11 protein-coding genes are annotated in these 12,209 nt (G+C 60.4%); 8 read left to right on the forward strand and 3 right to left on the reverse strand.

Annotation, left to right across the window (positions count from 1 at the left end):
- Nucleotides 1-56: 56 nt before the first annotated feature.
- From mgtE to AC0L37_RS07290, 4 genes are all read left to right on the forward strand, one after another.
- Nucleotides 57-1,469: a magnesium transporter gene (mgtE, locus tag AC0L37_RS07275; protein WP_282223009.1), complete on the forward strand. Its 1,413-nt coding sequence runs from the start codon at nt 57-59 to the stop codon at nt 1,467-1,469.
- 357 nt (nt 1,470-1,826) lie between these two features.
- Nucleotides 1,827-2,252 carry a DUF1489 family protein gene (locus AC0L37_RS07280; RefSeq protein WP_249327590.1) on the forward strand — a complete coding sequence of 142 codons (426 nt, stop codon included), beginning with the start codon at nt 1,827-1,829 and terminating at the stop codon, nt 2,250-2,252.
- 88 nt (nt 2,253-2,340) lie between these two features.
- Nucleotides 2,341-3,189 carry a division plane positioning ATPase MipZ gene (locus AC0L37_RS07285; RefSeq protein ID WP_212657730.1) on the forward strand — a complete coding sequence of 283 codons (849 nt, stop codon included), beginning with the start codon at nt 2,341-2,343 and terminating at the stop codon, nt 3,187-3,189.
- A gap of 95 nt (nt 3,190-3,284) precedes the next feature.
- Nucleotides 3,285-4,193, forward strand: a complete 909-nt coding sequence (locus AC0L37_RS07290) for a division plane positioning ATPase MipZ (RefSeq protein ID WP_212657731.1) — start codon at nt 3,285-3,287, stop codon at nt 4,191-4,193.
- Between the two features lie 11 nt (nt 4,194-4,204).
- Here AC0L37_RS07290 and AC0L37_RS07295 read toward each other — a convergent pair whose 3' ends face one another.
- Entirely contained in the window at nt 4,205-4,474 is a 270-nt protein-coding gene (locus AC0L37_RS07295) for a hypothetical protein (RefSeq protein WP_212657732.1), read from the reverse strand.
- Between the two features lie 86 nt (nt 4,475-4,560).
- Complete coding sequence (locus AC0L37_RS07300) at nt 4,561-6,156, reverse strand: serine hydrolase (RefSeq protein WP_282221580.1); 1,596 nt, start codon at nt 6,154-6,156, stop codon at nt 4,561-4,563.
- Between the two features lie 486 nt (nt 6,157-6,642).
- Here AC0L37_RS07300 and clpS point away from each other — a divergent pair, with 486 nt between their 5' ends.
- Nucleotides 6,643-6,984 carry an ATP-dependent Clp protease adapter ClpS gene (gene clpS / locus AC0L37_RS07305; protein WP_249327755.1) on the forward strand — a complete coding sequence of 114 codons (342 nt, stop codon included), beginning with the start codon at nt 6,643-6,645 and terminating at the stop codon, nt 6,982-6,984.
- A 9-nt stretch (nt 6,985-6,993) separates the two neighbouring features.
- Nucleotides 6,994-9,336, forward strand: a complete 2,343-nt coding sequence (clpA, locus tag AC0L37_RS07310; protein WP_282221579.1) for an ATP-dependent Clp protease ATP-binding subunit ClpA — start codon at nt 6,994-6,996, stop codon at nt 9,334-9,336.
- A gap of 341 nt (nt 9,337-9,677) precedes the next feature.
- Here the strand turns inward: clpA and AC0L37_RS07315 are convergent, their stop codons facing one another.
- Nucleotides 9,678-10,562, reverse strand: a complete 885-nt coding sequence (locus tag AC0L37_RS07315; RefSeq protein WP_282223008.1) for a LysR family transcriptional regulator — start codon at nt 10,560-10,562, stop codon at nt 9,678-9,680.
- Between the two features lie 93 nt (nt 10,563-10,655).
- Here AC0L37_RS07315 and AC0L37_RS07320 point away from each other — a divergent pair, with 93 nt between their 5' ends.
- Together AC0L37_RS07320 and AC0L37_RS07325 are read left to right on the forward strand one after the other, a co-directional pair.
- Nucleotides 10,656-11,837, forward strand: a complete 1,182-nt coding sequence (locus AC0L37_RS07320; protein WP_282223007.1) for an MFS transporter — start codon at nt 10,656-10,658, stop codon at nt 11,835-11,837.
- Between the two features lie 163 nt (nt 11,838-12,000).
- Entirely contained in the window at nt 12,001-12,138 is a 138-nt protein-coding gene (locus AC0L37_RS07325; RefSeq protein ID WP_212657736.1) for a hypothetical protein, read from the forward strand.
- The last annotated feature ends 71 nt before the right edge of the window (nt 12,139-12,209 follow it).

Here is a 12,209-nt window from a genome sequence, read left to right on the forward strand (position 1 = left end):
GGCTGATTGGTTACAGCTGAAGAGCCCCGTAATCCCGGCGAAAAGGGCCTCCCGTGATCACAGACCCCGACAGCACCTCCGGCGAAGAGTCCGGCATCGATCCCAATGCCTTTCGCGATGATGATGATCGTATCAGTCCGCACTGGCTGGAGCGCTTGCGCGCCTTCCTGATTGCCGGGCGCAGCGAAGACATCGCCACGGTCATGCAGCCGCTCTATTCGTCCGATGTCGGCGACGTGCTGGAATCGCTCGATGCCGATGAGCGCCTGTTGCTGGTCCGCCTGCTGGGCGAGAATTTTGACTATTCCGCGCTGACCGAGGTCGATGAATCGATCCGCGTCGAGCTGATGGAAGAACTGCCCAACGCTGAAATCGCGCGCGGTATGGCCGGGCTCGATAATGACGACGCGGTCTTCATCCTCGAGGACATGGAGCAGGTCGACCGCGACGAGGTTCTGGCCAAGCTGCCGACCTTTGAGCGGCTCAGCCTCAAGCGCAGTCTGGACTTCCCCGAAGATTCCGCCGGTCGGCGGATGCTCACCGATTTCATCGCCATTCCGCCCTTCTGGACGGTGGGTCAGACCATCGACTATCTGCGGCGCGAGGTCGATCTGCCGGATGAATTCTACCAGATCTATGTGGTGGATGCGTCCTACTCGGTGCTGGGCACCATCCCGCTGGACAAGTTCATTCGTGCGCCACGCACCACATCGATTGAATCGATGATGAACACCAATCTGGTGCTGGTCGACGCCAATGAAGATCAGGAAGAAGCCGCCCGCGACTTCGAGCGCTACGATCTGGTCGAAATCGGCGTGGTGGATGAGAGCAATCGTCTGGTCGGCGTGCTGACGATCGATGACATTGTCGACGTGATCCACGAAGAGGCCGATGAAGACATCAAGCTGCTCGCGGGTGTGGGTGACGAGGATATTTCTGATTCCACCGCCGATACCGTGCGCAGTCGTGTGCCGTGGTTGATCGTCAATCTGTTCAGCGCTGTGATGGTGTCCATGGTGATCGGGCTGTTCAATGCCACCATCGAGCAGATGGTGGCGCTGGCCGTGCTGATGCCGATTGTCGCCTCCATGGGCGGCAATGCGGGCACCCAGACCATGACGGTGACCGTACGGGCGTTGTCGATGCGCGAACTCGATGGCCGCCGCCTGCGCCGGTTGATCACGCGCGAGATGGTGGTTGGCCTGTTCAACGGCGTGATTTTTGCCGTGCTGATCGGGCTGGTCACCTGGCTGCGCTTCAACAATCTGCAGTTGGGCGGGGTTATCGGTCTGGCCATGGTGATCAATATGGCCGTGGCGGGGACAGCCGGAATTCTCATTCCGCTGACGCTCGACAAGTTCAAGGCCGACCCGGCGATCGCTTCTTCGGTGTTTGTGACCACTGTCACCGATGTCGTTGGGTTCTTTGCCTTTTTGGGCATTGCCGGGCTGTGGTTCGGGCTGTTTTAGCGCCGTTTCACCCCCTTCAGAACGCGACTCGAAGAGACGTTCACGCCTGTGGACTGTGGCAACATCGCCGCTTGCAAAGCTTTTATGACGCGGTTAACGATTTGATACCGGACCTTGCGGGGACAGCTTTGTCTTCCTATTTGTCCGGAGTGAACGGCTGACAAGGAGCGATTTATGCGTGGTCAACCGAGAGCCACTTTGTGGCGTGCAGCAAGCTGGACAATGGTTTGCCTGCTCTCGATGGGATTGGTTTTCTCCGTGGTTGCTGGCGTCTAGGCGCTGGAGTTATTCACTTTCAAAAATTCAGGAAGGGCGCCCGGGGCACTTGGGCGCCCTTCTTTTTGTCTGGAGTTGCGGATGATCCATATGATCAAGCTGTGCGTGGGCGTATCGAGCTTTGAAGAGCTCGAGAGCTATCGCAATGAGCGCGCCCATTGGTGGGATGCCGATTACGGTGAGGATGTGCATGTCCACCGCACCCGCATGATGCCCAAACGCGCTGCGGAGATGGAGGGGCAAGCCTCGATCTACTGGGTGATTGGCGGGCAGGTGGTGTGCCGCCAGCCTATCCAGCGCCTGGCGCCCTATACCGATCCCGAGGGCAAGAATTACTGCGACATCATTCTGGCCCCAGACCTGATCCGCACCGTCCCCTATCCCAAGCGGCCCTTTCAGGGCTGGCGCTATCTCAAGCCCGACGATGCGCCGCCCGATCTGGGCGCCAATGAGAACGCAGATTCGCTGGCGCTGGCTGCCGACCTCGCCAAATTGGGACTGATCTAGGGGTTAAGATCGGTTAATCTTAAGCGCCTGTTAACCATAGCAGCCCTTGTTAGCAGTGTGCGTTTGAGCACTGATTTGGGGGGCGACGATGGCGCGAAACGGTGCGCATGTCATAGTGGTCGGAAATGAAAAGGGCGGGTCGGGCAAATCGACCACCGCCTTTCATCTGGCAATCTATCTGCTGCATGCTGGCCACCGGGTGGCCAGCATTGATGTGGATAGCCGCCAGCAGACCTTTACCCATTATGTCCGCAACCGGCGCGCCTATGCGCAGGAGCGCGGCATCAATCTGCTCAATCCGCAGCATTTTCATCTGCCATCGGCCTGGGGCGACTCGCGCCGCGAGAACGATCAGGCCGAGTTCGACGTGTTCCGCCGCGCTGTCAGCGAAGTGGAAAACCGCGCCGATTTCGTCATCATCGATACGCCCGGCTTTGATACCAATCTGACGCGACTGGCCCATTCGCTGGCCGACACACTGGTGACGCCGATCAATGACAGTCTGATCGACATCAATGTGCTGGCTCGGGTGGACGCGGAAACCGGTGTGCCAGTCGAAACCAGCCATTATGCACGCCTTGTGCAGCGGGCGCGGTCCGAACGCCTGTCAGTGACTGGCGAGAGCGTCGACTGGGTGCTGGTGCGCAACCGCATCTCCATGCTCGGTTCGCGCAATGCAAGGCAGGTGCATGCCACGCTTGATGCCATTGCCACGCGCTTTGGCTGCCGGGTATCGGATGGCATTGCCGAGCGGGTTATCTTCCGTTCGCTGTTTTCGAGCGGTCTGACGGTGTTTGATCCGCTCGATAGCGAGGGGGGCGGCGAACACGCCAGCGTCTCCCATGTCGCGGCCCGGCAGGAATATCGCAACCTGGTAGGGGCGCTCAATCTGCCCATCATTCAGCGCGCGGCCGAACCGATGCGGCTGTCGGCCTGATCACGCGTTAATCGTTTAACGATTATTCACCATCGGCACGCTTGCAAGCCTGCGCCGAAGGCCGGACAATTGCGCTCGGGTTTCGGGAGTGAAAAATGGCCGGACATGGCGTCCATGTCATCGTTGTAGGCAATGAGAAAGGCGGGTCGGGCAAGTCCACGACGGCCTTCCATCTGGCGATCTATCTGCTCTATCAAGGCTACAAGGTGGCCTCGATCGACGTGGATAGCCGCCAGCAGACGCTGACCCATTATGTGCGCAACCGCCGGGCCTGGGCCAAGGGGCGGGATCTGCGGCTGCCCCATACCACCCATTTCCATCTGCCGGTGGCGCGTGGCGACTCGCTGCGCGAGAACCACAAGGTGGAGTTCGACCTGTTCCGCCAGGCGGTGGGGGAGGTAGAGCACGATGCCGATTTCGTGGTGATCGACACCCCCGGCTTTGACACCAATCTGACACGGCTGGCCCATTCGCTGGCCGACACGCTGGTTACCCCGGTCAATGACAGTCTGATCGATCTCAACGTGATGGCGCAGATTGACCCGGTCACGGGTGAGCCGCGTGAGATGAGCCACTATTCTCGGCTGGTGCAGCGGGCGCGCTCGGAGCGGCTGGCGATTGACGGGAGAACCGTTGACTGGGTGCTGGTGCGCAACCGCATCTCGATGCTGAGCTCGCGCAATATGCGGCAGGTTCAGACCATGCTGGAGCGGATTGCGCTGCGGCTGGGTTGCCGGGTGGCTGACGGGATCGCCGAGCGCGTAATCTTCCGCTCGCTGTTTCCGGCGGGTCTGACGGTATTTGATCCGCTCGACGAGGACATGCTGGGCGGCGTGCCGTCAATGTCCCATACCAGTGCGCGACAGGAATATCGCAATCTGGTGGAAGCGCTGCACCTGCCTGTCAGCGAACGGGCCGAAGCGCGCAAGGCGCTCTCGGCAAGCCTGTCGCCACACAAGGATGGATCCCAGCGCTTCGTACACATGCTCAATAGCGAAATCTGAGGGCAGGCGGCCTAACGGTCGCCTACATTGAGCTTGAGTGCGCGGGCACCGCCAGGTGCAAACACGTCGATATCCACATTGACGGGATCCTGCACCATGCGGCGCGTGCGGGCCGACATGGCCATCACAACACCGAGCAGGTCACCCACACCGCGCTTGCGCGGCATCATGCGATCGGTAATTCCGGCCAGCACGCGATTGCGCGCGGCCATATCTTCATTGAGCAGACTCGAACGACCCACAAAGTTGGCCAGCTCGGTCAGGGCAGTACGTTCGCTCATTGGGCTACTCCAAACACAGGCACCAATTTGCTTCCCCTATTGGCCAGTGGCTCGGTGGCCCTGGCTCGTTTTCTTGTCGTCTCAGTTCAGCTCTGCATTGCCAGGCATGCCAGGTTCTGCTGCTTGAGCTGGTTGCACATGGCGGTCGCGTCGTCGCGGCCACCAAAGCCGATGAAGCGGGCGCGGTAGAACACGCTGCCATTCTTTTCAAAGCGCTCCACATAGGAGCGGAAGTCACCCAGATTGCCGGCCTTGCCAGCGGCATCGGCCAGCATGGCGCGGGCGCTGTCTTCGGATGGACCTGCGCCGATCTGCACGACCCAGCCGCCGGGCGCGGGGGCTGCGGCAGCGGTCTGCACACTGCCCGAGGTCAGCAGGTCGATAGGCTGGTTATTGGCCTGGATCGGTGCGGGGGGCTGCATGCCCAGCGGCGCCGATGGTGTGGTCTGGCCGAGCGCAGCGGGCGGCGCGCCCAGATTATAGGTATCGCTGAGCCAGGCGCCGATGACGTCTTCGCTGGGATAGGCCGGCTGTGGCGCCTGGGAAGGCGCTGCAAGCGTGTTGGCGGCCTGTACAGCAGGCTGCAGACCCAGATCGGCGGGCATGGGTGCCGGTACCGGTGCAATGCTGGCCACGGCCACCTGTGGCGCGACTGGGGTCAGCTGCGCCTGTGGCTGGGCGCCATTAGCGGCAACCAGCTGCGCCAGACGGAAGCCGGGCAGCGGCATGGGCATAACAAAGACGGGGGCAGCGGCGGGCGACTGGGCGACAGCCACCTGTGTGTTCCCCTGACGACCCGGCATCGGGATCATGGCGGTGCGCAGATAGTCGCCGCGGCGGCCCTTGGTCAGATAGGTCGACACCAGCTGGCGAACCTTTTCGTCACGCGAGGCGGACGAGTTGAAGCCAAAGGCAACAATCACGATGTGGCGGTTGTCCTTGCGGGCGGCGGTGAGCAGGTTGGACCCTGCGGCGTTGATATAGCCGGTCTTGATGCCGTCCACAGCGCCCATATAGCCCAGCACGCGGTTGTGGTTGCCATAGGTCTTCTTGCCGTAGCTGAAGCTCTTGGTCTGGAACAGTTCATAATAGCTGGGGAAGTGCTGGTAGATGGCGATGCCCAGAATGGCCTGGTCGCGCACTGTAGTCAGCTGAGCGCCATCGGGCAGGCCCGAGGCGTTGCGATAGGTGGTGCTGCGCATGCCAAGAGCACGGGCCGTTGCCGTCATCCGCTTGGCGAAATTCTCTTCGGAGCCCGAGATGTGCTCGGCGATGACGCGGGCCATATCATTGGCCGACAGGGTCACCAGCGACTTCATGGCGTCTTCCACCGTAATAGTGGAGCCAGCGCGCAGGCCAAGTTTGGTCGGTACGGCCGCGGCGGCATGGGCCGAAACGGTCATCTTGGTGGAGAGTTTGAGGTTGCCTGCGCTCAGTTCCTGGAACAGGACATAGAGCGTCATCACCTTGGCGACCGAAGCGGGGTAGCGCTTGCTGTCGGCTGCGGATTCATACAGCACATTGCCCGACTTGGCGTCGACGACAATGCCGGCATATTTGCGGAGGTTTTCGATTGCCTGTGCCGGTGCAGCAGCATGTGCACTGACCGCCAGGGCAATAAGGATTGCGGCAAAGGCGCGGACAAACGCGACGCGCCATGGGGTTTTCGCCTGGGAAGCCACCCGATACTCCAACTCTTACTCTCGGGCACTTCTGTGCCCGTACGCAACTACAACAACACAAAACTCAGGTCGGTCCGGGGAGCCCCACGCGCCCAGCTCGACCATGAATTTCCAAGTTCTACGTTGCGCCCCGTTACTATTCCGTAAAATGCCACCGATTTCCGGCAGGGTGTTGAAACGGTGTCACGCGGTCGTGATCAGGCAGGCATGGTTGCGGCGGAGACGCCGGGCTGTGAAGGGTGCGTGCAGGCCAGTGCAGGGGAACAAACCGGACGCCATGGCTCGACGTTTGTGGCGTTCAGACCCGGTGCTTTTTGCCACCTCACAAATTCGGGAAGTATGAGCCCTTAACACAGCGCCGATTTTGCCTACATAATGACCCTCACCATGCTGCTTCGTTTTCCTCACGACAGATGTATAGCCATGAACTTCGATGATCGCCTCGCCATGACCGATGCGGTGCCTGCGGTTTTCCGCCAGGTGCCCATGCCTGCCAGCGCGGGGCCCAAGGATGATGAACCCGGCAAGGGTGACACCGACACCGGGACCATCACCAAGACCCGGCCCAAGACCAAGCGCCCGAGCCTGTATCGGGTGCTGCTGCTCAATGACGATTACACGCCGATGGAATTCGTCATTCTCGTTCTGCAGGACGTCTTCAACAAATCGCGTGAAGACGCCATGCAGATCATGCTGCACGTTCACCAAAAGGGGGTGGGTGAGTGCGGCGTATATCCATACGAAGTCGCTGAGACCAAGGTCACACGCGTCATGGATACGGCACGCAAGAACCAGCATCCGCTGCAATGCGTGATGGAAAAGCAATAGGAACATCATATGCCCTCATTTTCTCGCGGACTTGAAAAGGCTCTGCATCAGGCAATGAACCTGGCGCGTGAGCGGAACCATGAGTTCGCAACGCTCGAGCACCTCTTGCTGGCCCTGACCGACGACCGTGAAACGATCGCCGTTCTGACCGGCTGCGATGTCGATGTCGACGCGCTCAAGAGCGACCTTGAAGACTTCATCAATGAAGAGCTCGACAGCCTGATCGTGCCCAATGGGCAGGATGCACGGCCGACGGCGGCTTTCCAGCGCGTGATCCAGCGTGCTGTCATTCACGTCCAGTCATCTGGTCGCGAAGAGGTTACCGGTGCCAATGTGCTGGTGGCGATCTTTGCCGAACGCGAAAGCCATGCTGCCTACTTCCTTGAACAGCAGGACATGAGCCGGCTGGACGCGGTCAACTTCATCAGTCACGGCATTACCAAGTCCGGTCCCAGCGAGGAGCGGAAGATCCATGGCGCCGAGGACGGCGAGAACCACGGGGAAGGTGGTGCGGAAGCCAAGAAGACCTCTGCTCTGGCCGATTTCTGCGTCAACCTCAATGAGAAGGCCCGTGCCGGCAAGATCGATCCGCTGATCGGTCGTGATGCCGAACTGCGCCGGACCATTCAGGTGCTGTGCCGCCGCTCCAAGAACAATCCGCTCTATGTCGGTGATGCCGGCGTCGGCAAGACTGCCATTGCCGAAGGTCTGGCCCGCAAGATCATTGAAGGCGATGTGCCTGAAGTGCTCAAGGAGGCGGTCATCTATTCGCTCGATATGGGCTCGCTGCTGGCGGGTACCCGCTATCGCGGTGATTTCGAGGAACGCCTCAAGGCCGTGATGAAAGAGCTCGAAAAGCTCCCCAACTCGGTGCTGTTCATTGACGAGATCCACACCATGATCGGTGCCGGCGCCACCTCGGGCGGCGCGCTCGATGCGTCCAACCTGCTCAAGCCAGCGCTGGCCAGCGGGGCGATCCGGTGCATCGGTTCGACCACCTACAAGGAATACCGCCAGTTCTTCGAGAAGGACCGGGCTCTGGTCCGTCGCTTCCAGAAGATCGACGTCAACGAGCCGTCGGTTCCTGATGCCATCGAGATCGTAAAGGGTCTGCGGCCTTATTTCGAAGAGTTCCACAAGATCAAGTACACCGATGATGCCCTCAAGGCAGCGGTGGAGCTGAGTGCGCGGTACATCAATGACCGCAAGCTACCTGACAAGGCGATCGACGTGCTCGACGAGACCGGCGCCAGCCAGATGCTGGTGAGCGAAGACAAGCGCAAGAAGGTCATTGATGTCGAAGACATCGAAGCCACCATTGCCACGATTGCGCGCATTCCGCCCAAATCGGTCTCCAAGTCCGATGCCGAACTGCTGGGCAGCCTTGAGCAGAACCTCAAGACTGTGGTGTTCGGTCAGGATGCGGCCATCACCGCGCTATCCTCGGCGATCAAGCTGGCCCGTGCGGGTCTGCGCGAGCCTGAAAAGCCCATCGGCTCCTACCTGTTCACTGGTCCGACCGGGGTGGGCAAGACCGAAGCGGCCAAGCAGCTTGCCGATACGCTTGGGGTGGAACTGCTGCGCTTCGACATGTCCGAGTATATGGAGCGTCACACGGTCAGCCGTCTGATCGGTGCGCCTCCGGGCTATGTCGGGTTTGACCAGGGCGGTCTGCTGACCGATGGCGTCGACCAGAACCCGCATTGCGTGGTGCTGCTCGATGAAATCGAGAAGGCCCATCCCGATCTCTACAACATCCTGTTGCAGGTGATGGATCACGGCAAGCTGACCGATCACACCGGCAAGTCGGTGGATTTCCGCAATGTCATCCTGATCATGACGTCCAATGTGGGCGCCATGGAGCTGGCCAAGAGCCCGATCGGGTTTGGGCGCAAGCGCGAGCAGGGCGACGATGAAGAGGCGATCAACCGCCTGTTCACGCCGGAATTCCGCAACCGTCTGGATGCGATCATCTCGTTTGCACCGCTGCCACGCGAAGTCGTGCGCCGCGTTGTCGAGAAGTTCGTGCTGCAGCTTGAAGGCCAGCTGGCCGAGCGCAATGTCACCATTGTGCTGCAGCCGGAGGCCGCCGACTGGTTGGCTGAACGGGGCTATGACGAGCATATGGGTGCCCGTCCGCTGGGCCGGGTCATTCAGGAGCACATCAAGAAGCCACTGGCCGAAGAGGTGCTGTTTGGCGAACTGGTCAATGGCGGCACGGTCACCGTGGCCGTGGTGGGCGAAGGCAAGGAAGCCAAGCTTGAGCTGATCGCGGCCCCGCCGCGCGCCGCCAAGCCCAAGGCGCTGCCCAAGCCCAAAAAACCCAAGGCAACCGCGACCAAGAGCTCGTAGCGTAACCTAGAAAAGAGACCCGGAGCGATCCGGGTCTTTTTTGAGGGCTTAGAGGGGGCAGCTTTGGGGTGGATTCCCGACAGTCCGCTTCTGGAACCGTCACCCGGAAAAGTAGACCTCCGGTGATTGGCGCGGTCGGGACCGGGCGGTCATCAAAGGCCAGCAAGCGCATCAGTTCTTGAGGGCTTCCCGGAGCGGCGGGCCGCTCAGCGCCATGTCTGGAAGGCAGAGTTGCGCGTCGTTTCGAATGAAGAGCTTCACACCCGGATTGAGCTTCGGCCGTTCGAACAGACATGGAGCAGACAAAATGTCACTTCCGTGCAAATTCCCAAATGACCGCATCACTCTATCAACGCCTCCAGCCAATCCAGAAATACCCCCAGACGCCGCAAGCCTGAGACGCGCGTCAGATACAGGGCAGAGATAGCCAGCGGTTCGGCCTGCAGTTGACTGGGAAATAACTCAACCAAATGCCCCGCGTGGATATCCTCTTCGATCATGAAGTCGGAAAACCGCGCGATGCCCAATCCGCCCAAAACCATCCGGCGTACGGCTTCTCCATTACCCGCGGTCATGGCGGGCGGCACCGTTACGGGGTCGGCCAGTCCGGCGAAGCGCAGCGTGTTGATGTGATCTGGCGCAGCGAAACGCACCTGCTCCAGCTGGGCGAGGTCAACGGGCGTCTCAGGCCATCCGTGGCGATCCAGATATTCCGGTGTGGCCACCAACTTCCATGACGTGCGCCCGAGCGGGCGGTGCAACATATCGCTATCGGGCAGCTGGCCAAGCCGGATAGCCACGTCAGCGTGACTGCCAATCAGGTCCACCAACGTATCCGTCATGTCGATTGACAACTGGATGTCAGGATACTTGGCGTGAAACTCGGCCAGGCGCGGGGCGAGGACATGTAGGACGTAAGAAACTGGTGCGTTGACACGCAGCGGTCCGGCCGGGGCCTGTCCACTTGTCGCGATCTCTTGCAGGGTTTCACTGCGGTCCAGGATCTCGCGCGCCTCGGCCAGTACGGCAGCGCCTTCGGGGGTAATTTCGATCGATCGCGTGGTGCGGCGCAGCAACGCGACCTTCAACTGCTCTTCAAGCCGCGTGACTGACCGGCTGAGTGTTGAGGCAGACACGCCCCTGCGCCGCGCGGATTCAGCAAAGCCGCCATCATCGACGATCCCGACAAAAGCGGCCAAATCCCCCATGCGCAGCAATTCGTGCATTTTCTGCAATGATCTGTTCCAAGCTTGCCTGTTCTCGCAATAGATAGCGGCTGGCATATACGGCGTCGACATCAAATTTGTTGGAGAAAACCGATGCCACTAGCCCTCTGGGCGCTGACCATCAGCGCTTTCGCAGTCGGAACGACCGAGTTCGTCATCGTCGGCTTGCTTCCCACCATTGCTGCCGATCTCGGCGTCTCAATCCCATCCGCTGGCCTACTGGTCAGCCTCTATGCGCTTGGTGTAACCATCGGAGCGCCGGTGTTGACAGCGCTGGCTGATCGAATGCCCCGCAAGACGCTGCTATTGGTCTTGTTGGCGCTGTTCATCGTCGGTAACGCCTTTGCCGCCTTCGCGCCGGATTATAATAGCCTTGTCATCGCGCGCTTTATTACGGGCTTGGCTCACGGCGTGTTCTTTGCAATTGCTTCGACTATCGCGACAGATCTTGTGGAGCCTGAAAAGGAAAGTTCAGCCATCGCGCTGGTATTTCTTGGCTTGACCGTTGCGCTGGTCACCGGAGTGCCATTGGGCACCTTTATCGGTCAGAATTTCGGTTGGCAGTCCACCTTCCTGGGCGTCGTCGTGCTTGGCGTGATCGGCTTCATCGCCTCAGCCCTGCTGTTGCCCGCCAGGCTTAGCCGTACTGCATCGCCGGGACTAAAAGCGCAGTTGCAGGTGCTGACCTCACCGCGCCTGCTGCTGGTCTATCTGATCACGGCTGTCGGCTATGGCGGCAACTTCATTGCTTTCACCTTCCTTGCGCCGATGTTGAACGAAATCACGGGTCTGTCTGCGGGCGCGGTGAGCCTTGTGCTGCTGCTCTACGGTGCATCTGTCGCCGTGGGGAACATCGCAGGCGGCAAACTGGCTGACCGTATCGGTGCGGTGGCGTCCTTGACCGTGATCTTTGTTGGCCTTGCGATATCACTGGTCGCACTCGGTGCGGCCCTCACCAGTCCGATTGCAGCCATCGCGGTTGCAGCCTTCTGGGGCGGTTTTGCCTTTGCCAACGTGCCGCCGCTGCAATCTTACGTCGTGCAAATCGCACGCGAGGTCTCTCCGGGTGCGGTTGATGTGGCGTCTGGTCTGAACATTGGTGCGTTCAACCTCGGGATCGCGGGGGGCGCATGGGTCGGGGGGCTTGTGGTGGAAGGCATCGGCCTTGCTGCTGCACCCTACATCGCCGCTGGCGTGGTGTTTGTCGCGATCGTTCTGGTGCGCCTGTCGGGTGGCCTGAACGCGCCAGGCCCCCAAGCCGTCGCAGCCGAATAACCTCGCTCGTCTCGCCGCATCATGGTGCGGCGAGACGAGCCAATGACATGGAGCTTCGTGTCATGTCCGCCCTGAATCTGATCTGCAAAGCCCGCCTGACCAACCCTCGGGCTGGTGTTGACGTGGGAATGGCCTTTGTCAGTCAACTCTGGATGGAGACTTCATGCCCAAGACAACCAAAATTGCTCTTGCTGCGTTCATCACCTTTTTCATGGCCCCGATCATTGGTGGTGTGATGGGGTTCATCAATGCCGGATCTGCTTTGTTGGCCCATTGGCCGGCATCATTCATCATGGCCTGACCGGTCGCCTTTATCGTCAGTCAGGCCGTGACCCGCTGGCGTTCAAGCTGGCCTTCATGGTGGCGCCGTCA

This window comes from Devosia sp. J2-20, from assembly GCF_055808475.1.

Excerpts from the sequence above, each read along its gene's own strand:
- AC0L37_RS07320 (WP_282223007.1), top strand. The coding sequence starts at position 10,656 with ATGCCACTAGCCCTCTGGGCGCTGACCATCAGCGCTTTCGCAGTCGGA.
- AC0L37_RS07295 (WP_212657732.1), bottom strand. The coding sequence starts at position 4,474 with ATGAGCGAACGTACTGCCCTGACCGAGCTGGCCAACTTTGTGGGTCGT.
- AC0L37_RS07325 (WP_212657736.1), top strand. The coding sequence starts at position 12,001 with ATGCCCAAGACAACCAAAATTGCTCTTGCTGCGTTCATCACCTTTTTC.
- AC0L37_RS07290 (WP_212657731.1), top strand. The coding sequence starts at position 3,285 with ATGGCCGGACATGGCGTCCATGTCATCGTTGTAGGCAATGAGAAAGGC.
- clpS (WP_249327755.1), top strand. The coding sequence starts at position 6,643 with ATGCCTGCCAGCGCGGGGCCCAAGGATGATGAACCCGGCAAGGGTGAC.
- AC0L37_RS07315 (WP_282223008.1), bottom strand. The coding sequence starts at position 10,562 with ATGCACGAATTGCTGCGCATGGGGGATTTGGCCGCTTTTGTCGGGATC.
- clpA (WP_282221579.1), top strand. The coding sequence starts at position 6,994 with ATGCCCTCATTTTCTCGCGGACTTGAAAAGGCTCTGCATCAGGCAATG.
- AC0L37_RS07280 (WP_249327590.1), top strand. The coding sequence starts at position 1,827 with ATGATCCATATGATCAAGCTGTGCGTGGGCGTATCGAGCTTTGAAGAG.
- AC0L37_RS07285 (WP_212657730.1), top strand. The coding sequence starts at position 2,341 with ATGGCGCGAAACGGTGCGCATGTCATAGTGGTCGGAAATGAAAAGGGC.